Here is a 21,197-nt window from a genome sequence, read left to right as displayed (position 1 = left end):
AGCTTGGGCGAACTCGATAATCACGGTCACCCACACCCATGAGGAGCCAGAAAGATGTCGCACGTATCCGCTGTCCCCGCTGCCGAAAGCGCCGCCGCCATTGCCCACTTCAGCGCGTCGCTCGCGTTCGAAACCGATTGTTCCGATGTCCACAGCGCCTTCGCCGGCGATCCGGCCGCGGTCGACTTCGTGCTGCTCGATGTGCGCAGTCCCGCGCTGTTCGCGCGCGGCCACGTGCCGGGCGCGGTGAACCTGCCGCACGGCAAGATCGTCGAGTCGAAACTCGCCGGTTATCCGGCCGATACGCTGTTCGTCACCTATTGCGCGGGTCCGCATTGCAACGGCGCGACGCGTGGCGCGATCCGGCTGGCGCAGCTTGGCCGGCCGGTCAAGGTGATGATCGGCGGCGTGACCGGCTGGCTGGACGAAGGCTTCGAACTGGCAAGCCTCGTCGAAGCTGTCTGACGTGCATCGCTGTTGACGCGTCACCGGCGCGACTGGCGCGATGACTATGATCCGGTAACATCGCGCCATGAAAAACCATCTCGTCGTCGCGCTGGCCTACGACCGGCTCTGCACCTTCGAATTCGGCTGCGTCAAGGCCGTCACGACCCACTGGCGTTACGCCGAAAAATTGCAGGCTCGCTACCCGCAATTGCAGGTGCGCCCCGATGCACTGTATGTCGATGAAGGGGCGATCATCACGTCGGCGGGATCGGCGGCGGGGCTCGACATGCTGCTGCATCTGGTCCGGCGCGATCACGGCAGCGCGGTCGCGAACCGGGTCGCGCAGCGGCTGGTGGTGCCGCCGCATCGCGACGGCGGTCAGGCGCAGTTCGTGCCGCGTCCGATGCCGCAGGACGAAAGCGGCCGCCTCGCGCGCTTGATGGACTGGGTGCGCAGTCATCCCGCGCAGCCGCATACGCTGCGCTCGCTGGCCGAGCGGGCGGCGATGAGTCCGCGGACGTTGCAGCGGCAGTTTCACGATGCCACCGGCATGGCGCCTTATGAATGGCTCGTGCGCGAGCGCGTGGCCGTCGCGCGTGAGTTGCTCGAAGCGCCGTCGCCGCTGCCGATGGGGCGCGTCGCGGAACTCGCGGGTTTCGGTTCCGAGGAATCGTTGCGGCGGCATTTCCGGCGGATCGCATTGACGAGTCCCGGCGCGTACCGGAAGAAATTCGGCGCGAGGGAGGCGGCCCAGGTTTGACACTGGCCTGAAGCTGACGCGTTGCAAGCGTCTGAGCCACCTCGCGCGGCTTCTCGGCCCATGCGTTGCGCGAGATGGGCTCCATTAGCTATCCCGGCAGCCATTTGACGGGCCATCTCATGCGTGCGGCATGCACCGCAACTGCACTGCGTATGTGCCGTGCATTTAGCATCCATTTACCGCGCATTTAAGACGCATTTGCCGCACATTTACCGCGTTAACACCTACCTCCACACCCCGCGCAATAGACGATTTTCTGTCAGCATCTCCGCACAGCGCCTGTGCTTGCGCAGCACTGGCAGGCCGTACTCGGGAATCAGCCAAGCGTGTCTTCGAAGCGGACCGCCAACTCGCTTCATCGTCACCGTCTTCTCGTGCTCATGAACGTCAAAACCGCTTTTGCCGCTGTCGTGGTTGCCGTGGCCGCTGCCAGCGCCGCGCTGGCGCCGGGTATCGGCGCCGCCCAGACGCAGCAGCCGGAGTCGCGCGCCGAACTGTATCGGCGGAATCTGCTGGCGGCCCGCGACGTGCCGTGCCGTACCAATGCGTCGTGCGCCGCGCTCGGCGTGGCGGCGCTGGAGGCCGGACGGATCGACGACGCGCAGACGCTGGTCGCGATGGAGGCCGCGCTGGCCGAGGCCACCGTCATGCAGGCCGCCGAAGACAACTCACCGAAGGCCAGCAGCTCGGCGCGGGCGCGCGCGACGATGGCGCTTGTCCATCTCGGCGACGTGCAACTGAAGCTCGGCGCGTTGTCGAACGCGCGGGCTTACTACCGCAGCGCGATCAGCCGCGCCGGCGATTTTCCGAACGACGCACTGCTCAGCCGCGCCGTGGACGCCGCCCAGGCGCGGCTGGACGCGATCGCTCACAAGTCGCTCGTGAAAGGCGTGCCGCCGGACGGCGCGCGATTCACCCGCTACATGTTTTTCGGCGCGTCGAACCGGATCGACGTGAAGCCGGTGAAAGGGCGGCGCGGGGTCTACCGGATCGACGGCGAGTTCGTCTATCCGACCGTGGACGTTGCCGGGCAACCCGGCGCGAACCTGGGCAATCTGTCGGCGTATGTGCGGTTTTACGGCGGCGTGGCGCGGGTTCCGCTGACCGACGTCGGCAGCGCGGCGCCTGTCGACGCCACGGCGAAGATCGGCAATCTCGCCGCGTACGATAAGCACGAGGACAAATGTCTGATCGAGTTCGTGCTGTCCGCGCCGGAAACGCTCGATGTGCGCACTTATGGCTCGGTGCTGCATTGCGGCTTCGGCCACAACGTCAGCGCCGACGGACGTTACTATTTGATGACCGGCTTCTGAGCGCGGTCGAATCGCGGGCGTCAATTCATTCTCCGCTGGCTTCACGCGGATCACGCGCCGCGTGGACCGTTGATATCGGCGATCGACGCGAACGACAGCGACAATATCAGCGGCATGACCGGTAACAGCGCCGCATGCGCCGTTAGCGCGCCGACCAGCAGATTCGCGCACATGGCTTGATCTCCATGCGCGGCTCGCGTCGATGCGGCCGCAGTGAGCAACCGGATATCTTTGAATAGCACCTGTTTAACGGACGTTTTATGAACGACATTGCGAAGATCATCGCCGGTTTCAATGCCGGTCGTGACCCCGAACGGCTGGCGATGAAATACAAAGCCATGCGCAGTTCGCCGTTTGTGTTTTTGCGCGGCACCTGTCATCTGTTCTACGAACATTTGCCGCGCGACAAGGTGCTCGACGATGCGCCGCCCGTATGGATCTGCGGCGATATGCATCTGGAAAATTTCGGCAGCTACAAGGCCGACAACCGGCTGATTTACTTCGATAACAACGATTTCGACGAAGCCTGCCTCGCGCCCGCCCTCTATGAACTCGTGCGTCTGCTGACCAGCGTGCTGGTCGGCGCGGCCGATCTGAAGCTGAGCCGCGCGCAGGCGCTGGCGCTGTGCCATACGGCGGTCGATTCGTACTCCGGCGCGCTTGCGTTCGGCAAGTCACGCTGGATCGAAGCGGAGACGGCGGTCGGCATGGTCCGCGATCTGTTCGATGCGCTCGCGAGCCGTACGCGCGCCGCGCATCTGGACCGGCGCACGATTCTGAAGGGCAAGACGCGCACGCTGAAGGTGGACGGCAAGAAGGCGCTGCCGGTGACCGACAAGCAACGCGCGGCTGTCACCGCGTTCATGAACCGGTTCGCGGCGAGCGAACCGAATCCCGACTTTTATCGCATTCTCGACGTGGCGCGGCGGATTGCCGGCACTGGCAGTCTCGGCGTGGATCGCTATGTGATCCTCGTCGAAGGGAAGGGCTCGCCGGACGGCAATTTTCTGATCGATCTGAAAGAGGCGCTGCCTTCGTCGGTGATGCCGCATGTGCGCGTGCCGCAGCCGAAGTGGGACACCGAGGCGCAGCGCGTGGTCGAGGTGCAGCGGCGCAACCAGGCGGTGTCGCAGGCGTTTTTGCACGCCGTCGAATTCAATCAGCGTTCCTATGTGCTGCGCAGCTTGCAGCCGTCGGAAGACCGCGTCGCGCTGAGCGACTGGGACGGCAAGCTGCCGCGTCTCGAAGCGGTGGTCAACAGCATGGCGGAATTGAGCGCGTGGGCGCATTTGCGCAGCGGCGGCCGGCAGAAATCGTCGATCGCGGATGAGTTGATTGCGTTCGGTAATCGCAAGGACTGGCAATTACCGCTGATCGAACTCGCGACGCAATGCGAAACGCAGGTTGCGGACGACTGGAAAGCGTATTGCGATGCTTACGATCAAGGCGCGTTTGATTTGACGGCGGCGAAAGGCTGAAATTTTTCGGCGACGGTGAGTGCGGTTGCGAAGGCGACTGCGGCCGTGACGGCCACCGCCACCGCCGCATTCACCACAGTTTCGGCAGTATAGCCCGCCGCGAAACCCACGCCTTAATGCACCGCGCATAACCGCAACGCAGCGTGCCAGCGCCGCTCCAGACAAACCCTGATTGCTGCTGCGAATCCGTCGCTGCTATCGTTCGCTGGTTCGTGTGGAAGCGCTTCCACTTCATCTTTCGGTGAGGTCGCAGCGACTTCCGCCATCGCCGGTTCAACGACTTCAGCGCAGGAGAAAACCGTGGCAAACGATTCATCCGCTGTACTCGACGCAATTTCCCCCCATTCCTCCGACTCCCTTGCCGACCCGTTTTCACCGCCCGCCGACTCGTCGCTGTGGCAAAAGAACTTCCTGCTCGGCGCAGCCACGGCCTCTTATCAGATCGAAGGCGCGGTGCATGAGGATGGCCGCCTGCCGTCGATCTGGGACACCTTCTCGGCGACGCCCGGCAAGGTGCTGGCCGGCGACACCGGCGAATTCGCCTGCGATCACTATCACCGCTGGGAATCGGACGTCGAATTGCTGACGGGACTCGGTCTCGAAGGCTATCGGCTTTCCACCGCGTGGCCGCGCGTGATGGACGAGGCAGGCGCACCGAACCGTAAAGGCCTCGACTTCTACAAGCGCCTGCTGACGCGCCTGAAAGAGAAGGGCATCACGACGATGGTCACGCTGTATCACTGGGACTTGCCGCAGCATCTGGAAGATCGCGGCGGCTGGCTCAATCGCGATACCGCTTACCGTTTCGCCGATTACGCCGACCTGATGAGCCGCGAACTGACCGGCCTCGTCGATTCGTGGGCGACGCTCAACGAACCGTGGTGCTCGGCGTATCTCGGCTATGGCAACGGCCACCACGCGCCGGGTCTCGCGAACGGCCGTTACGCGACGCAGGCGATGCATCATCTGCTGCTCGCGCACGGTCTCGCGGTGCCGATCCTGCGCGCCAACGATCCGGCTTCGCAGAAGGGCATCGTCGCGAACGTCGGCCGTGGCACCGCGAACAGCGACAGCGCCGCCGATCAGCGCGCCGCGCATCTGTTCGAAGTGCAGCACAACGCGTGGATTCTCGATCCGCTGCTCAAGGGCGCGTATCCGCAGGATCTGTTCGAACTGTGGCCGCATACCGAGCCGCTCGTGCTCGAAGGCGACATGCAGACGATTGCCGCACCGCTCGATTTCCTCGGCATCAACTATTATTTCCGCACCAATGTCGAGAGCGACGGTGCGCATGGTTTCACGGAAGCGCCGCCCGAAGGCGTGGAGCGCACGCAGATGGGTTGGGAAGTGCATCCCGACGGTCTGCGCGATCTGCTGACCGGTTTCCACAAGACGTATGCAAACCTGCCGCCGATCTACATCACCGAAAACGGTATGGCGTCGGACGACAAGGTGATCGACGGCAAGGTGGACGACGCGCAGCGCATCTCGTTCCTCAAGCGCCACCTCGCCGCCGTCGATCAGGCGATCAACGCCGGCGTGAAGATTCGCGGCTATTTCCTGTGGTCGCTGATGGATAACTTCGAGTGGGCGTTCGGCTACGAGCGGCGTTTCGGCATCGTGCATGTCGACTACGACACGCAGAAACGCACGGTCAAGCGCAGCGCCGAACTGGTGTCGAAATTCCTGAAGGAGCGTAAGGCGCGGGGTTGATAGCCCGAAGCAGAAGTGGCGGTGAAAAAGCAGCAAAAAAGAGCTGGTTTGTATGTCGACTGAAACACAGGTACTAAACCTGGAGGAGACGGAATGAACAGCAGGAAAATGGTCTTGCGAGGCGTCGTCGCGGCACTGGCGTTGTATGGCGTCGTCGCGCATGCGGAGCCGCTGAAGGCCAACGTGATTCACTGGTGGACCTCGGGCGGCGAATCGGCCGCGATCAAACAGTTTGCCGATGCGTACAACAAGGCCGGCGGACAGTGGGTCGACAACGCGGTGGCGGGTGCCGATCAGGCGCGCTCCACCGCGATCAACCGGATCGTCGGCGGCGATCCACCCACGGCTGCGCAGTTCAACACGTCCAAGCAGTTTCACGACCTGATCGATCAGGGCCTGCTGAACAATGTCGACGACGTCGCCAGCAAGGAGAACTGGAACGGTATTTTCCCGCAGTCCATTCTCGACAGCATCAAGGTGAAGGGGCATTACTACGCGGCGCCGGTGAACATTCACATGCCGGCGTGGTTCTTCTACTCGAAGCCGGTGTTCCAGAAAGCGGGCATTGCCGCCGAGCCGAAGACCTATGACGAGTTCCTCGCCGATCTCGGCAAGCTGAAGACCGCAGGCGTGATTCCGCTCGCGCTCGGCGGCCAGCCGTGGCAGGAAAAGATCACGTTCGACGCGGTATTCGCCGACGTGGGCGGCCCCGATCTGTACCTGAAGATCTATCGCGATCGCGATCAGAACGCGGTGAAGTCGGATGCGTTCAAGAAGGTGCTGGTCGCGTTCAAGCGTCTGCACGATTACGTCGATCCGGGTTCGCCGGGCCGTAACTGGAACGACGCCACCGCGCTCGTGATTTCCGGCAAGGCAGGCGTGCAGATCATGGGCGACTGGGCCAAGGGCGAATTCTCGGCGGCCAATCAGACGGCGGGCAAAGACTTCGGCTGCTTCCCCGGCTTCGGTCCGCACTCGCCGTACCTGGTCGCCGGCGACGTGTTCGTGTTCCCGAAGACCGACAATCCGACCGCGATCAAGGCGCAGAACCTGCTCGCCACGGTGATGACCTCGCCGGGTCCGCAAGTCGCGTTCAACGCGAAGAAGGGTTCGATTCCGATTCGTCCCGACGTGGACGTCAGCAGCCTCGACATCTGCGCGAAAGAGGGCATGGCGATCATGAAGGACAAGTCGCGTCAGCTGCCGAATCCGGAAATGCTGTTGTCGCCGGATACGCAGGGTGCGCTGATCGACGTGATCACAAACTTCTGGAACAAGAACCAGTCGGTCGACGACGCGCAGAAAGCGTTCGCCAGCGCATTGAAGAGCTAAGGTACGACGACGATGCACGCGCTCAAGCTTCCAGCTTCATCATCAGCGGATAAAAAGCTGAACAAGCCGAATAAGCCGCTAAAGAAGCGTTTTCCCATCGCAGCATGGGTGGCGTTGCTGCCGATGATCCTGACCGTCGTGTTCGCGTATCTCGGCACGATGGTCTGGACCGCGCGTGTGTCGATGAGCAATTCGCGCACGTTTCCTTCCGATAACTTCGTGGGCTTCGCGCAATACGTGCGGCTCTTCAACAACGACCGCTGGTTGTTGTCGCTGCAGAACATCGTGATCTACGGCGCGTGTTTCATTATCGCGTGCATGGTGATCGGTTTGCTGCTAGCGATTTTCATCGATCAGCGCGTCGTGGCGGAAGGTGCGTTGCGCACCATATTTTTATATCCGTATGCGATGTCGTTCGTTGCAACGGGGCTTGTGTGGCAATGGATTCTGAATCCGGAACTCGGCGCGCAGGAGGTATTGCACAGGCTCGGCTTCACGCATGCGCGTTTCGACTGGATCGTCGATCAGGACTGGGTGATCTACACCATCGTGATCGCGACGGTATGGCAGGCGTCGGGTCTCGTAATGGCGCTGCTGCTCGCGGGGCTGCGCGGGATCGACGAAGAGTTGTGGAAGGCGGCGCGTATCGACGGCATTCCGCGTTGGCGCGTGTATGCGAGCATTGTCGTGCCGATGCTCGGACCGTCGATGTCCACCGCCTTCGTGCTGCTGTTCGTGATGGTGGTGAAGCTCTACGACGCGGTGGTCGCGATGACGCAAGGCGGCCCTGGCACCGCGAGTGAAGTGCCCGCGAAGTTCATCATGGATTATCTGTTCGGGCGGGCCAATATCGGGCTGGCGTCGGCGGCTTCGATCGTATTGCTGGCCACCGTGCTCGCGATTCTCGCGCCGTTCTTCTATGCCCGCAGCCGCGCGGCATTGCGCAAGGAGGCTTGATGAACACGCTCAGTTCTCCGCTGAAAAGCGGCACGCCGAGCCGAGTGCATAAGAGGAAGCGCCGTTCCGCATTCACGCCGGCGCGCTTCGGTATCTACGCATTTCTGCTGACGGCGGCACTGTTCTTTTTATTGCCGCTTTACGTGATGCTCGTTACGTCGGTCAAACCGATGAGCGAGATCCGCATGGGCAATCTGCTGGCTTTCCCCGCCCATTTCACGCTCGACGCGTGGAGCGCCGCGTGGCAATCCGCGTGTACGGGGCTCGATTGCAACGGCATCCGGGTCGGCTTCTGGAACTCGGTGCGCATTGTCGTGCCGAGCACGATTCTGTCGATCGCGATCGGCGCGGTGAACGGCTACGCGTTGTCGTTCTGGAAACCGCGCGGCGCGGGCGTGCTGTTTGGCGTGCTGCTGATGGGGGCGTTCATTCCGGTGCAGGTGATGGTTTATCCGCTGGTGCGGGTGCTGGCCAGCGTGCATCTGTTCAGTTCGCTGCCAGGCATCGTCGTGATTCACACGATCTTCGGCATGCCGGTGATGACGCTGCTGTTCCGCAATTACTACGTGTCGATCCCGCAGGAACTGTTCAAGGCGGCGCGGATCGACGGCGGCGGTTTCTGGCGTATCTTTCTTCAATTGATGTTGCCGATGTCCACGCCGATCATCGTAGTCGCGGTGATCATGCAGGTGACGGGTATCTGGAACGACTTCATTCTGGGCCTCGTTTTCGCAGGCACGAAAAACCTGCCGATGACAGTGCAGCTGAACAACATCATCAACACGACGACCGGCGAGCGTCTTTATAACGTGAACATGGCGGCGACCATCCTCACGTCGATGGTGCCGCTCGCGGTGTACTTCATTTCGGGTCGCTGGTTTGTGCGCGGCATTGCGTCCGGCGCGGTCAAGGGATAGGGCATGACAAACGTGGCTAATCTGGCAGATTCAGTGACAAACACGCTGGCAAATGCAGCGGATATGACGGGCGAAGCGAGCGCCGCCGACGCGGCGGGTCTCAAGAATCCGGCCAATGTGGCAGTGCGCGATCTGACGATCCGGCTCGGTGCGAATACCGTGATCGAGAATCTCAATCTCGACGTGCGGGCCGGCGAATTTGTCGTGCTGCTCGGGCCGTCGGGATGCGGTAAATCCACGTTGCTGCACAGCATTGCCGGACTGATCGACGTGACCGACGGCGCGATCGAAATTGCCGGTGAAGACATGACGTGGGCCGATCCGAAAGATCGCCGCATCGCGCTGGTGTTCCAGTCGTACGCGCTTTATCCGACCATGAGCGTCGAGCGCAACCTGTCGTTTGCGTTGCGGATCAACGGCACGCCGAAGGCGGAGATTGCGCGGCGCGTTACCCGTGCGTCGGAGATGCTGCAACTCGGGCCCCTGCTCAAGCGCAAACCGGCGCAGCTTTCGGGTGGACAACGGCAGCGCGTTGCAATTGGCCGCGCGATCGTGCGCGAAGCCGACGTGTTCCTGTTCGACGAACCGCTGTCGAATCTCGACGCCAAATTGCGCACCGAATTGCGCCGCGAACTCAAGCAGCTGCATCAGCGCCTGGGCGCCACGATGATCTACGTCACGCACGATCAGGTCGAAGCGATGACGCTCGCCACGCGCATGGCGGTGATGCGCGGCGGCGTGATCCAGCAGTTCGGCACGCCCGCTGAAGTCTATGCGCGGCCCGACAACCTGTTCGTCGCGACGTTCCTCGGCTCGCCCGCGATGAATCTGCTCAAGGGCACGCTGGAAACGCGTGACGGCGCGCTGCATTTTTGCACGGAGCACTGGCGGCTCGACGTGTCCGCGTATCCGTTCAAAACCGTTCCGTCGCAAGGGTTGCCGTGTGTGCTCGGAGTCCGTGCCGAAGACGTGCGGATTGGCGAGGGCGCGAGCGAGCGCGCGAAAGTGTCGCTGGTGGAACCGATGGGCAATCACCGCGTCGTCTGGCTCGATTATCATGGCGTGCAAGTCGCCTCGATCGATCAGACGAAGACGCCGGTCACGACCGGCGACACCGTCGCGTTTTCATTCGACGCGGCGCATATCTCGCTGTTCGACGACGCGGGCGGCGCACGCTTGTAAAGCCTGTCGCGCCCGCAGGCGGCGCCATTCGAAGCAACATGGCTGACGGAGAACCGCGTGGCTACACTCAAGGATGTCGCGGCACTGGCGGGCGTGGGCATGTCGACCGCGTCGCGCGCCATTTCCGGCAAAGGGCCGATTTCCGCCGATGCCGCCGCGCGCGTGCATGCGGCGATCGAGCAACTGAATTTTCGTCCGTCGTCGATTGGCCGTGCAATGGCGACGCAATCGCTCGGCATGGTCGGCATTTTCGTGCCGACGTTTTTCGGCTCCTATTACGGCACGATTCTCAAGCAGACCGATACCGAACTGCGTGCGGTGCGCCGTCATGTCGTGGTCGCGACCGGTTGCGGAGAAGTGTCGCCGCGCGAGCAGGCGATCGAGGCAGTGCGCTTCCTGATCGGCCGCGATTGCGACGGCGTGGTGGTGATCAGCCACGATCTGCATGACGAAGACCTGATCATGCTGCACCGCATGCATCCGAAGATGGTGTTCCTCAACCGTGGCTTCGAGCAGTTGCCCGAGGCGTCGTTTTGCGCCGACCACCGGCGCGGCGGCGAACTGGCGGCGCGTACTTTGCTCGATCACGGACATCGCGAAATCGGCGTGATTTCGGGGCCGTTCACGGCTTCGGACAACCAGCTCCGGCTCGAAGGCTTCTTCGCCGAACTGGCGCGTGAAGGCATTTCGCGCGACGACGTCACGCTGATCGAATCGGACTTCTCGTCCGAAGGCGGCTATGAATCGGCGCAGAAGCTGCTCGACGCGAAGCGGCGCGTGACCGGCGTGTTCTGCGCGAACGACACGATGGCGGTGAGCGCGCTCGCGCGCTTGCATCAGGCGGGGGTGTCGGTGCCGGAAGAGATGTCGGTGATCGGTTACGACGATGATTACTCGGCGGCCTACACCGCGCCGGGGCTGACGTCGGTGCATATCCCGACGGCGGAGTTGACGCAGAACGCGGTGCGCTGGCTGCTCAACCAGTGCTACCGGACGACGTGGGAGATTTTCCGCGAGTTTCCGGTCAGCGTGACGATGCGCGGGTCGGTGGGGCCGGCGCCTGTCGCGGCAGCGCCGCTGAAGGGCGCGCGCGTGGGTAGTGCGGGGTAGTCGCGGGGTAGTTTTTCTCGCGATGCAGTGTGGCCGGTCGCGGTCATTCGTTCTTGTCGCTGCCATTCCCGGTCGCGACTGAAAGTGACCGGCAATGCGAGCGAAGAGTGCATCGGACACCCTTGCGCGCCGCCTTGGCTTTTGCCCTACGTCCCGCTGCGCAGCGACTGTTCGTGGCGCAAACGGGCTTCCTCATCGAGCCGCGTGTCTTCGAGTTCCTGGAGCACGGATTCCAGATCGATCGGCGTGGTGTCCTGTTCGACCCGGCCTGTCAATTTCGCGTCGACGTGCAGCGCGCCCGCTTCATACAACGCCCAGATTTCCTTGCCGTAACTCGCGTCGAGCAGCGCGGGCGCAAAGCGGCCGAAATACGCGGCCAGATTGTCGACGTCGCGCTCCAGCATCGCGGGCGCTTCGAGATTGCCCGCGGCATCCACGGCTTGCGGCAGGTCGATGATCACCGGGCCGTCGGCTGCCAGCAGGATGTTGTACTCGGACAGGTCGCCGTGAATCATGCCGGCGCACAGCATCCGCACTACTTCGTTGAGCAGCGCAGCGTGCAATTCCAGCGCGCGTGCTTCGCTCATGTCGACGTCGTTCAGACGCGGAGCCACATTGCCGTCGGCGTCCGTCACGAGTTCCATCAGCAGCACGCCGTCCGTGCAGATGAATGGCTGCGGTACGCGCACGCCCGCGTTGGCGAGCTGGAACAGCGCGTCGACTTCGGCGTTTTGCCATGCCTGTTCCTGCACTTCGCGGCCGTAGCGGCTGCCTTTTTCCATCGCGCGTTGCTGGCGGCTGTTCTTGACCTTGCGGCCTTCGCGATAGGACGCAGCCTGGCGGAAGCTGCGCTGCTTGGCGTCCTTGTAGACCTTCGCGCAACGGATCGAGTCGCCGCTGCGCACCACGTACACGGTGGCTTCCTTACCGCTCATCAACTGGGAAATGACTTCGTCGATCAGACCTTCTTCGACCAGCGGGAGCAGGCGTTTCGGCGTCTTCATGCGACCGCCGGAAAGCGGTAAGCGGCGTGGCGGCGGGTGGCGGCCGCCCGAGCGGGCATAGGGGGGGAAATTCGGATCATGCGGGATTATACGGGGAGACCGGCGGGGCTCCGGGCGGCGCTCATTTTCGTCCGCATTTGCCTGTCGAAAGTGCGAGCCGCGTAGGGAATAGCCGCGCTGTCGGAACTTGCGCTCGTATCGCGTGATAGAGAAGCTATTCTAAATTCCGCGCTATTACCGGTGGTCAAGGATGTTTGTAAAAGCAATGGCATGGTTTCGGCAATTTGAAGCAAAGGTTTGCGATTCGTTCAATTGACGGCTTCCTGCTTTCAAAACGTCTGTTTAAATGCATTTCCTATGAATAAACCGAAGCCCTTACGAAAGATTTCTGTAATTGTCCGCAATAAAGCTTTGTCGTTTCCACTGATTCAAGATGCATCTCAATAGCGTAGACTTGCCAGTAACAAATTGTTACGGGGTGGTTGTGATGGTGTCCGTATTTCTGGTGGTCTGTCCAGTTTGTATCGCTGCGCTGTTTGGTTTTGCGCGGCGTATCGATCCACAGACAGGCGAATTCAAGCGTTGATCTGAAAGACGATTGCGGTTTCAGGCGTGCCGCCGGAGCGATTTTCGCCGCCGGTCATGTTTGGCCGATTCATCGTCAGTCTTGCCTTTGTGTGCCCGATCGCGGCACGATGCGCGATAACCTTAGTTTGGGGCAGCATCGCGTATGCAAGATTTTCTGGCGAATATAACGGCACGGTTCAACCTGCTGAAGGGCATTCTTCCATTGAGCCGCGCTGCAGCGACGCGCGACGCAATAGCCGGCGTGCAGCTTGCGTCGATGGATATTCCGCAAGTGCTCGGCTATGCGCGCATTGCGGGCATGCCTGCCGTCACCGGGCTTTACACCGCATTTCTGCCGCTGCTTGCGTTTGCTTTTTTCGGCGCGTCGCGGCATCTCGTCGTTGCCGCCGATTCCGCCACCGCCACCATCTTCGCCAGCCGGCTTTCCACGATGGCGCCCGCGTCGAGCGCCGAATACGCCGCGCTGGCGGGCATGGTCGCATTGCTGACCGCCGGCCTGCTGTTCATCGCGCGAATCTTCAAACTGGGCTTTCTCGCCGACTTTCTGTCGCGTACCGTACTGGTCGGCTTTCTGGCGGGCGTCGGCGTACAGGTCGGGATTGCGATGCTGGGCGATATGGTGGGCCTGACCGGGCATTCGTCGCGCAGCATCGATCAGCTTCTCGTCGTGGTGCGCGAGGCCGCGCATGTCAATCTGCCGACCCTTGCCATTTCCGCGCTGGTGGTCGTCGCCATTCTGGTTTGCAAGCGCTTCTTTCCGCGCCTGCCGGTGCCGTTGATCGCCGTCGTCGCCGGGATCGCCGCGAGCGATATCTACGGTTTCGCGGCGCGCGGCATCTCCGTGCTGGGGCCGGTGGCGGGCGGCTTGCCGCCGTTCGGCATGCCGTCGGTGACCTGGCAGCAGTTGCTTGATCTGTTGCCGGTAGCGGCCTCCTGCTTCGTGATGATCGTCGCGCAAAGCGCCGCCGCGAGCCGCGTGTTCGCCGAGCGCTATCACGAACCTGTCGATACCAACGCCGACCTGCTTGGCATCGCCGCCGCCAACGCGGCGGCGGCTTTGTCGGGCGCGTTCGTGGTGAACGGCAGTCCGACCCAAACTGCAATGGCCGATCGTGCGGGCTCTCGCAGCCAGTTCGCGCAGGTCGTGTTCGCGCTCGTGGTGGTCGTGGTGCTGCTGTTTTTCAGTCGCTATCTGCAATATCTGCCGCACTGCATTCTTGCCAGCATCGTGTTCACGATCGCGGTCGGCCTGATCGACGTGAAGACGCTGTTCGCGATTCGCCGCGAAAGTCCCGGCGAATTCACGCTCGCTCTCGTGACCGCCGCAGCGGTGGTGCTGGTCGGCGTCGAGCACGGCATTCTGATGGCGGTGGCGCTGTCGCTGCTGCGACACGTGCGGCACAGCTATCGTCCGCACACGATGATTCTCGCGCCCGGCGACGACGGCGTCTGGGTGCCGGTGCCCGCCGTGCCGGGCATCCAGACTGCGCCCGGCCTGATCGTGTATCGCTTCGGCGCGGACCTTTTTTACGCGAACGACCACTTTTTCGTCGACGATACGCGGCGTCTGATCGACCAGGCACCGAGCGCGGTGCGCTGGTTCGTGATCGACGCAAGCGCGATCACCGATCTCGATTATTCGGCGGCGCGCTCGGTCGGCGAGTTGTGCGAGACGTTAAAGTGTGGCGGCATCGAAGTGATTTTCGCGCGCGTGAACCGCTACCTGCGTTCGGATATGGACCGGCATGGGATTACGCCGATCGTCGAAGAACGGTGCATTTTCAGCACGCTGCACGAGGCGTTGAAGATGGCTGGCGTGGAGAAGCCGGAGGCGCAGATCAAGGGCGTGTCGTAGGTGGTTTCGTGCTGGCTCGCCGTGATTTCACGCTTCTTCATCGGCGAAAAAATAGCCGATGAAAAAACAGATGCCTGCGATCGCGATACCCAGCACGGCCACCGTATAAGCGAGCGCCGTACCGTGCCACAAGCCGTCAAACCATTGATGAAACTGCGCCATCAACACCGCTGCGTTGCCGCCGATCCGCTGCAGTTCGATCTGGTAACGCGGGTCGGCAACGGCGTACATCGACGCCGCGCTATCCGGCCGCGCGGCGCTCGCGTAGATAATCGCCGCCGCGATAAAACCGGCTAGCAATACGGCCACGCCGGCACGGTACAACTTTTTCCGCCACGGCCAGTGCTGCGTCGCCGGGTCCGACTGATTGCCGCCATTCATCGTGTTTGCAGGTCCGCTTCCATCATCGAGCCGACAGTATCGCAGAGCGCGCGAGGCGGCCGGAATCCTGCACGTCGAAGCAAACCTTAGCTTTTCGATGTCAGCATCTTGATGCCTGCAATTCCAAACATGATCGCCAGCGACCCGTCGAGCCAGCGCCGGATCGCCACGTAAATGCGCCGCGCCGACGCGGTCGAGAACAGCACCGCGTAGCTGCTGAACACGGCGACGCCGATCGCCATGCAGCCGAGCACCACCGGCAGCGTGTGCGACGTGCCGCCGGCCGGGGACATCGCGAGCGAGACGATCGACAGCCACACCAGAACCGCTTTCGGATTGGTGAGATGCAACAGCAGACCGCGCAGATAAAGCCGCTTGAGCGGCTCATCCGGCCGCGCGGTGCTGGCGTTTAACGGCGCAGGACTCAACGCGGACCGTGCCGACTTAAACCCCAGCCACAGCAGATAAAGCCCCCCAGCGATCTTGATGGCGATCAGGCATTCGGAGTAAGTCGCGAGTACCGCCGACAATCCCAGCGACGCGAGCAGCGCCCACGAGAATGAGCCGGACACCACGCCGAGCGCGAACGTCAACGCGGAACGGCGGCCCGCGCTCATCGCGAGCGACATGATCGCCAGATTGCTCGGCCCCGGACTCGCGGTGCCGACGAAGTAAGCGCCGTAGGCGATCAGGACATCGGCGGTGAGAAAGGGGGCGAGCGTCATGATGGGAGTCGGCGTTCAATGTAAGAGCAGACGATTTTGCGCGCCGTCGCGCTTGCATCACAGATACAGTTGGCACTTCACGCGACAGCACACCCGGCGAGCGGCTCGACTGTGAATCAGATTCACGCCGCCCGTATTCACAATCCCGCCGCCGTCCCGATGCAATCGGCGAGTGCATCCGTCACCGCCTGTCTGCTATGACGCGGCCGCTGCACCAGTCCGATCTCTCGATGGAAAGTCGCGTCCCCAAGCTCCAGCACCGCGACGCTGGCGGGCCATTTGCCGATCCCAGCCGTGTTCGGAATCAGCGCGACACCGATACCGCGCGCGACCAGTTGCACGATCGCCTGCAATTCGTCGAGTTCGATCACGTCGTTCACGTTCAGCCGCGAGCGCCTCAAAAATCGCTCGACCAGCCGGCCCCCAAACGAAGTCCGGTCATAGCGGATAAACGGTTCGCTCTTCAGCAACTCACGCCACGGACGCTGAGCGCGCGTCAGCTTTTTCGGCACCACCAGCACGAACGGCTCGCTGGCGAGCGTGCGCCATTCGAGTTCGGACGGCAGCGCAAAGGGCGGCTTGATGATGACGGCCAGATCGAGTTCGCCGGAGTCCACCTGCCCGAGCAGGCTCAGCGACACGCCCGGCACGACGCGAATCCGCCAGCCGGGCCGGTCGTCGCGAAAGCGGGCCAGCGCGTCGGCGAGCAACGACACCTGCGCCGACGCAATCGCGCCGATCCGCAGCATGCCGCTTTCCGCCGCGACCGCTCCGCGCTCGGAAAGCCGCGCGTACAGCGTCATCATTTCTTCGGCGAGCGTGAGCGTGTCGCGCCCGGCATCGTTGAGCGTGGCGGAGCGGCCGGTGCGGTCGAACAGCACTAAACCGAGTTCGTCTTCGAGCCGCTGCATCTGCGCGCTCACAGCCGATTGCGTCAGCCCGATGCGCGCGCCCGCTGCGGAAAACGTGCCGTACTGGCTGACGGCGATGAAGGTTTTAAGTTCGCTGAGCATGGATCGATTGATCGAATTTGGTGTTGGTCAGGTCAAATATATATCGTTTTTCATCATTTTTAATCATGGATAAACTGTGCTTCACGCGTGGAGCCGCGCATACCTTCGCGCAGTTGTATCCGACCAGACCAATCCATTCCCCTCAGCGAGTTCTTCAATCATGAGCGTTGCCGACAACGTTTTGCCGCCGTTCCATCTGGCGTTTCCTGTTCATAGCCTCGCCGCTGCCCGCGAGTTTTACGGCGAACTGCTGGGCTGTCCCGAAGGACGCAGTTCGGAAGCGTGGGTCGATTTCAATTTCTACGGCCACCAGATCGTCGCGCATCTCGCGCCCGAGGAAATCGGCCACCGTCAGACCAGCAAGGTCGACGGCGACGCGGTGCCGGTTCGTCACTTCGGCGCGGTGTTGTCGATGGAGCAATGGCAGGCCGCCGCGGACAAGCTGCAAGGCGCCGGCATCGACTTCATCATCGAGCCGCATGTGCGCTTCAAGGGCGAAGTCGGCGAGCAGGCGACGATGTTCTTTCTCGATCCGTCGGGCAATGCGCTGGAATTCAAGGCGTTTGCCGATATGTCGTCGTTGTTCGCGAAGTAAAACGGCTCGACACCAAGCCCGCAGCACGTAAAAAAGGCTGTTCGCCCTGACGGGGCGAGCAGCCTTTTTTCATTTGATCCGACGCCAACAGATTTGCTTTGCACAAATCAATCTGAAAGTATATTTCTCTATATTTCAGCCTTCCGGCGCGACTCGCGCGAGGCAACCTGCTCTCAACCGCGCTTATCTTTGCGCAACAAACGTTTGCTTGCCGCCAATCGTCAGCGGATTAAGACGGGTTTCAGCGGACAAAAGCACTTACAAAAAGCTTCCTGACAATCCGGCCATTTTCGCGCCATGCAGGTGTTGGTGCTAGCGATCTAGCATAAGCGCAGATTCTCCATCCCCTTATCTGCATCCTCTCAGGCGCGTTTCAATGTGGATCGTCAACGTAGCGCTTAAACGGCCGTACACGTTCATCGTGATGGCCATTCTGATCTTGCTGGCGACGCCATTCGTGCTGTTCACCACGCCGGTCGACGTGCTTCCGGAAATCAACATTCCGGTGGTCAGCATTATCTGGTCGTACACGGGCTTGTCCGCCGAAGACATGGCCAACCGTATCACGTCGGTCAATGAGCGCAGTCTGACCACCACGGTCAACGACATCGAGCACATTGAATCGCAATCGCTGGCCGGGATCGCGATCCTGAAGATCTTCCTGCAGCCGAATGCGAACATCCAGACGGCCATCGCGCAGACCGTGGCCGTCGAGCAGGCGCAGGTCAAGCAGATGCCGCCAGGGGCCACGCCGCCGCTCGTGATCAGCTATTCGGCGTCGAGCATTCCGGTGATCCAGCTGGGTCTGTCGAGCCCGAAGCTTTCCGAGCAGTCGCTGAACGACACGGCGCTGAACTTCCTGCGCCCGCAACTCGTGACGATCCCGGGCGCGGCGGTGCCGTATCCGTACGGCGGCAAATCGCGGCTGATTTCTGTCGACCTCGACACGCGCGCGTTGCTCGCCAAGGGCTTGACGCCCTCCGACGTGGTCAGCGCATTCAATGCGCAGAACCTGATTCTGCCGACCGGCACGGCCAAGATCGGGCCGAAGGAATACACGGTCAACATGAACGGCTCGCCCTCGACGCTGGAGGGGTTGAACGACATACCGGTGCGCACGCTCAACGGTGCGACCACGTATCTGCGTGAAGTTGCGCATGTGCGCGACGGCTTCTCGCCGCAGACCAATGTCGTGCGGCAGAACGGCCATCGCGGCGTGCTGCTGTCGGTGCTGAAAAGCGGCAGTGCGTCGACCCTTTCGATCGTCGATACGCTAAAAGGCCTGCTGCCGGGCGCGCGCGCCGCGTTGCCGCCGGACCTGACCATCACTGCGCTGTTCGATCAGTCGGTGTTCGTAAAAGCGGCCGTGCAGGGCGTGGTGCGCGAGGCGCTGATCGCCGCCGCGCTGACTGCCGCGATGATCCTGCTGTTCCTCGGCAACTGGCGCAGCACCTGCATCATCGCGATCTCGATTCCTCTGTCGATTCTGTCGTCGCTGATCGTGCTACATGCGTTGGGGCAGACCATCAACATCATGACGCTCGGCGGGCTCGCGCTCGCGGTCGGGATTCTCGTCGACGATGCAACAGTGACGATCGAGAACATCGAACGGCATCTGCATATGGGCACGAATCTGCACGATGCGATTCTCGACGGCGCGGGCGAAATCGCGGTTCCGGCGCTGGTGTCGACGCTGTGTATCTGTATCGTGTTCGTGCCGATGTTCTTCCTGACCGGCGTCGCGCGCTATCTGTTCGTGCCGCTCGCGGAAGCCGTCGTGTTCGCGATGATCGCGTCGTACATCCTGTCGCGTACGCTGGTGCCGACGCTCGCGATGCTGTTCATGGGCCACGCGCACAAGCCGAAAGAAGGCGCGAAGCCGAATCTGTTCATGCGGCTTTATCAGCGCTTCGACCGTGGTTTCGAGCGCATGCGCGCGGCCTACATCATGGTGCTGAGCAGTGTGCTGGTGCGGCGCGGCCGGTTCGGTGCGCTGTTCCTCGGCTTCTGTGTCGTGTCGATGGGCCTCGTGTTCGTGCTCGGCGAGGACTTTTTCCCGACCGTCGATGCAGGCGACATTCGTCTGCACTTCCGTGCGCCGACCGGCACACGTATCGAGGAAACCGCGCGTCTCGCCGATCAGATTGAAGGCGTGATTCGCGAAGTCGTACCCGAAAAAGAACTCGGCACGATTCTCGACAACCTCGGTTTGCCATACAGCGGTATCAACCTGTCGTATAGCAATTCGGGCACGATCGGCACGCTCGACGGCGAGATTCAGGTTGCGCTGAACGAAGACCACAAGCCGTCGCAGATCTACATGGACAAGTTGCGCACGATCCTGCCGCAACGTTTTCCGGGCGTCGAATTTTTCTTCCAGCCCGCCGACATCGTCACGCAGATTCTGAATTTCGGCTTGCCAGCCGCAGTGGATGTGCAAATTGCCGGGGCGGATCAGTCGGGCAACTTCGACGTCGCGCGTAAATTGCTCAAGCAGGTGCGGCTGATTCCGGGCACCGTCGACACGCACATCCAGCAGAAACTGGATGAGCCCGTCATCAATCTTCAGATGGATCGCACGCGCTTGCAGCAACTGAATCTGAGTGCGAGCAACGTGTCGCAGAACGTGCTGATTTCGTTGTCGGGCAGCTCGCAAACGTCGCCGGGATTCTGGTTCAACAACAAGAACGGCGTCGAATACCAGGTGGCGGTACAAACGCCGCAATATCAGATTTCGTCGATCGACGAGCTATTGCGCACGCCGGTGTCCGCATCGGCCAACGGGCCGACGCAACTGCTCGGCAACCTGGTGCGCGTGTCGCCGCAGAATCAGTTTGCGCTGGTCACGCACTACAACATCCGGCCGGTGATCGATCTTTATGTGAGCGTCGAGAACCGCGATCTGGGCAGCGTCGCGAATCAGGTGGACAAGCTCGTGAACAACGTGCGCGCATCGTTGCCGCGCGGCAGCACGATCATCGTGCGCGGTCAGGTGCAGACCATGCGTAGTTCGTTCTTCGGCCTCGGTCTCGGCGTGGCGATGGCAATCGTGCTCGTGTATCTGCTGATCGTGGTGAATTTCCAGTCGTGGGTCGATCCGCTGATCATCATCAGCGCGTTGCCGGCGGCGCTCGCGGGCATCGTGTGGATGCTGTTCCTGACGGGCACTCACCTTAGCGTGCCCGCGTTGACCGGCGCGATCATGACGATGGGTGTGGCCACCGCCAACAGTATTCTGATGGTGTCGTTCGCGCGGCAGAGATTGCAGGCCGGTTCGCCGCCGCTGACCGCCGCTCTCGAAGCGGGCGCGAGCCGGATTCGTCCGGTGCTGATGACCGCGTTCGCGATGATCATCGGCATGATTCCGATGGCGCTGGGTCTCGGCGAAGGCGCCGAGCAGAACGCGCCGCTGGGTCGGGCGGTAATTGGCGGGTTGCTGTTCGCCACGGTGTCCACGCTGTTCTTCGTGCCGCTCGTGTTCGCGGGCATTCATACACGTCTCGCCCGCAAGCATGGCAACGGCAACGGCAACGGCAACGGCAACGGCAACGGCGATGGCGGCGGAGACGGTGGCAGCGGTGGCAATAACGGTGGCAACGGCGGCGGTCACGGCAACGACGGTGACCGCGCCCATGAAGATGACAAACGCGCCGGGGCTGCCCAAGGCCACGCCCATGACAGTGGAAACACGCAAGGCAAGGGCAGCAACGACAGCAAAGACAATGGCAATGGTGGCGAGCGCGGCAATGACGGCACGGGCAGCGACCCCGCGCCGGACCACGGCGGCGCTGTCCAGCCCGCGTAAAGTTAAATGACGGCTGACTGAG

The 21,197-nt window shown here is 62.2% G+C and carries 18 protein-coding genes; 13 read left to right on the top strand and 5 right to left on the bottom strand.

Going from position 1 to position 21,197, the window contains the following annotated elements; all coding sequences use genetic code 11:
• The first annotated feature begins 54 nt into the window (after positions 1-54).
• From ABH945_RS25755 to ABH945_RS25745, 3 genes are all read left to right on the top strand, one after another.
• Positions 55-465 carry a rhodanese-like domain-containing protein gene (locus ABH945_RS25755; RefSeq protein WP_429252398.1) on the top strand — a complete coding sequence of 137 codons (411 nt, stop codon included), beginning with the start codon at positions 55-57 and terminating at the stop codon, positions 463-465.
• A gap of 67 nt (positions 466-532) precedes the next feature.
• Complete coding sequence (locus ABH945_RS25750; RefSeq protein ID WP_429252397.1) at positions 533-1,207, top strand: helix-turn-helix domain-containing protein; 675 nt, start codon at positions 533-535, stop codon at positions 1,205-1,207.
• Between the two features lie 380 nt (positions 1,208-1,587).
• Positions 1,588-2,520 carry a hypothetical protein gene (locus ABH945_RS25745; protein WP_143026322.1) on the top strand — a complete coding sequence of 311 codons (933 nt, stop codon included), beginning with the start codon at positions 1,588-1,590 and terminating at the stop codon, positions 2,518-2,520.
• Positions 2,521-2,570: 50 nt separating this feature from the next.
• Here the strand turns inward: ABH945_RS25745 and ABH945_RS25740 are convergent, their stop codons facing one another.
• Complete coding sequence (locus ABH945_RS25740; RefSeq protein ID WP_429252396.1) at positions 2,571-2,693, bottom strand: hypothetical protein; 123 nt, start codon at positions 2,691-2,693, stop codon at positions 2,571-2,573.
• 87 nt (positions 2,694-2,780) lie between these two features.
• Here ABH945_RS25740 and ABH945_RS25735 point away from each other — a divergent pair, with 87 nt between their 5' ends.
• The 7 genes from ABH945_RS25735 to ABH945_RS25705 all read left to right on the top strand — a co-directional run bounded on the left by ABH945_RS25735 (position 2,781) and on the right by ABH945_RS25705 (position 11,209).
• Positions 2,781-3,998 carry a DUF2252 domain-containing protein gene (locus ABH945_RS25735; RefSeq protein WP_429252395.1) on the top strand — a complete coding sequence of 406 codons (1,218 nt, stop codon included), beginning with the start codon at positions 2,781-2,783 and terminating at the stop codon, positions 3,996-3,998.
• 300 nt (positions 3,999-4,298) lie between these two features.
• On the top strand, positions 4,299-5,711 hold the full coding sequence (locus tag ABH945_RS25730; RefSeq protein ID WP_429252394.1) for a GH1 family beta-glucosidase: 1,413 nt from the start codon (positions 4,299-4,301) through the stop codon (positions 5,709-5,711).
• 93 nt (positions 5,712-5,804) lie between these two features.
• Positions 5,805-7,043 carry an ABC transporter substrate-binding protein gene (locus ABH945_RS25725; protein WP_074767752.1) on the top strand — a complete coding sequence of 413 codons (1,239 nt, stop codon included), beginning with the start codon at positions 5,805-5,807 and terminating at the stop codon, positions 7,041-7,043.
• Positions 7,044-7,055: 12 nt separating this feature from the next.
• Positions 7,056-8,000 (top strand): carbohydrate ABC transporter permease, encoded by a 945-nt coding sequence (locus tag ABH945_RS25720; protein ID WP_429252393.1) that lies wholly within the window; start codon positions 7,056-7,058, stop codon positions 7,998-8,000.
• Entirely contained in the window at positions 8,000-8,917 is a 918-nt protein-coding gene (locus ABH945_RS25715) for a carbohydrate ABC transporter permease (protein ID WP_074767756.1), read from the top strand. Before ABH945_RS25720 ends, ABH945_RS25715 begins: the two co-directional genes overlap by 1 nt.
• A gap of 3 nt (positions 8,918-8,920) precedes the next feature.
• Entirely contained in the window at positions 8,921-10,099 is a 1,179-nt protein-coding gene (locus tag ABH945_RS25710; RefSeq protein WP_429252392.1) for an ABC transporter ATP-binding protein, read from the top strand.
• Positions 10,100-10,156: 57 nt separating this feature from the next.
• A complete protein-coding gene (locus ABH945_RS25705) occupies positions 10,157-11,209 on the top strand; it encodes a LacI family DNA-binding transcriptional regulator (RefSeq protein WP_074767758.1) in 1,053 nt (350 codons plus the stop codon).
• A 146-nt stretch (positions 11,210-11,355) separates the two neighbouring features.
• Here ABH945_RS25705 and ABH945_RS25700 read toward each other — a convergent pair whose 3' ends face one another.
• Positions 11,356-12,213, bottom strand: a complete 858-nt coding sequence (locus tag ABH945_RS25700; RefSeq protein ID WP_429252391.1) for a PA4780 family RIO1-like protein kinase — start codon at positions 12,211-12,213, stop codon at positions 11,356-11,358.
• 730 nt (positions 12,214-12,943) lie between these two features.
• Here ABH945_RS25700 and ABH945_RS25695 point away from each other — a divergent pair.
• Entirely contained in the window at positions 12,944-14,656 is a 1,713-nt protein-coding gene (locus tag ABH945_RS25695) for a SulP family inorganic anion transporter (RefSeq protein ID WP_429252390.1), read from the top strand.
• A gap of 27 nt (positions 14,657-14,683) precedes the next feature.
• Here the strand turns inward: ABH945_RS25695 and ABH945_RS25690 are convergent, their stop codons facing one another.
• The 3 genes from ABH945_RS25690 to ABH945_RS25680 form a co-directional block, all read right to left on the bottom strand.
• Positions 14,684-15,037: a hypothetical protein gene (locus tag ABH945_RS25690; RefSeq protein ID WP_074767764.1), complete on the bottom strand. Its 354-nt coding sequence runs from the start codon at positions 15,035-15,037 to the stop codon at positions 14,684-14,686.
• Positions 15,038-15,123: 86 nt separating this feature from the next.
• Complete coding sequence (locus ABH945_RS25685; protein WP_429252389.1) at positions 15,124-15,762, bottom strand: LysE family translocator; 639 nt, start codon at positions 15,760-15,762, stop codon at positions 15,124-15,126.
• A gap of 137 nt (positions 15,763-15,899) precedes the next feature.
• Positions 15,900-16,775 (bottom strand): LysR family transcriptional regulator, encoded by an 876-nt coding sequence (locus ABH945_RS25680; RefSeq protein WP_429252388.1) that lies wholly within the window; start codon positions 16,773-16,775, stop codon positions 15,900-15,902.
• Positions 16,776-16,935: 160 nt separating this feature from the next.
• Between ABH945_RS25680 and ABH945_RS25675 the strand changes: the two genes are divergently transcribed.
• Both ABH945_RS25675 and ABH945_RS25670 read left to right on the top strand, forming a co-directional pair.
• Positions 16,936-17,370 (top strand): VOC family protein, encoded by a 435-nt coding sequence (locus tag ABH945_RS25675; RefSeq protein WP_074767770.1) that lies wholly within the window; start codon positions 16,936-16,938, stop codon positions 17,368-17,370.
• Positions 17,371-17,746: 376 nt separating this feature from the next.
• Positions 17,747-21,175: an efflux RND transporter permease subunit gene (locus ABH945_RS25670; RefSeq protein ID WP_429252387.1), complete on the top strand. Its 3,429-nt coding sequence runs from the start codon at positions 17,747-17,749 to the stop codon at positions 21,173-21,175.
• Positions 21,176-21,197: the final 22 nt, after the last annotated feature.

The organism is Paraburkholderia sp. GAS333 (genome assembly GCF_050435665.1).
Lineage (GTDB): Bacteria > Pseudomonadota > Gammaproteobacteria > Burkholderiales > Burkholderiaceae > Paraburkholderia > Paraburkholderia fungorum_A.
The sequence above is the reverse complement of the archived record's forward strand: the minus strand, read 5'-3'. Positions and strand labels throughout refer to the sequence as shown.

Bases quoted from the DNA above. Each gene is read 5' to 3' on its own strand.
- ABH945_RS25715 (WP_074767756.1), top strand. From the start codon at position 8,000: ATGAACACGCTCAGTTCTCCGCTGAAAAGCGGCACGCCGAGCCGAGTG.
- ABH945_RS25700 (WP_429252391.1), bottom strand. From the start codon at position 12,213: ATGAAGACGCCGAAACGCCTGCTCCCGCTGGTCGAAGAAGGTCTGATC.
- ABH945_RS25725 (WP_074767752.1), top strand. From the start codon at position 5,805: ATGAACAGCAGGAAAATGGTCTTGCGAGGCGTCGTCGCGGCACTGGCG.
- ABH945_RS25675 (WP_074767770.1), top strand. From the start codon at position 16,936: ATGAGCGTTGCCGACAACGTTTTGCCGCCGTTCCATCTGGCGTTTCCT.
- ABH945_RS25745 (WP_143026322.1), top strand. From the start codon at position 1,588: ATGAACGTCAAAACCGCTTTTGCCGCTGTCGTGGTTGCCGTGGCCGCT.
- ABH945_RS25740 (WP_429252396.1), bottom strand. From the start codon at position 2,693: ATGTGCGCGAATCTGCTGGTCGGCGCGCTAACGGCGCATGCGGCGCTG.
- ABH945_RS25670 (WP_429252387.1), top strand. From the start codon at position 17,747: ATGTGGATCGTCAACGTAGCGCTTAAACGGCCGTACACGTTCATCGTG.
- ABH945_RS25750 (WP_429252397.1), top strand. From the start codon at position 533: ATGAAAAACCATCTCGTCGTCGCGCTGGCCTACGACCGGCTCTGCACC.
- ABH945_RS25690 (WP_074767764.1), bottom strand. From the start codon at position 15,037: ATGAATGGCGGCAATCAGTCGGACCCGGCGACGCAGCACTGGCCGTGG.
- ABH945_RS25710 (WP_429252392.1), top strand. From the start codon at position 8,921: ATGACAAACGTGGCTAATCTGGCAGATTCAGTGACAAACACGCTGGCA.
- ABH945_RS25695 (WP_429252390.1), top strand. From the start codon at position 12,944: ATGCAAGATTTTCTGGCGAATATAACGGCACGGTTCAACCTGCTGAAG.
- ABH945_RS25680 (WP_429252388.1), bottom strand. From the start codon at position 16,775: ATGCTCAGCGAACTTAAAACCTTCATCGCCGTCAGCCAGTACGGCACG.
- ABH945_RS25735 (WP_429252395.1), top strand. From the start codon at position 2,781: ATGAACGACATTGCGAAGATCATCGCCGGTTTCAATGCCGGTCGTGAC.
- ABH945_RS25685 (WP_429252389.1), bottom strand. From the start codon at position 15,762: ATGACGCTCGCCCCCTTTCTCACCGCCGATGTCCTGATCGCCTACGGC.
- ABH945_RS25720 (WP_429252393.1), top strand. From the start codon at position 7,056: ATGCACGCGCTCAAGCTTCCAGCTTCATCATCAGCGGATAAAAAGCTG.
- ABH945_RS25755 (WP_429252398.1), top strand. From the start codon at position 55: ATGTCGCACGTATCCGCTGTCCCCGCTGCCGAAAGCGCCGCCGCCATT.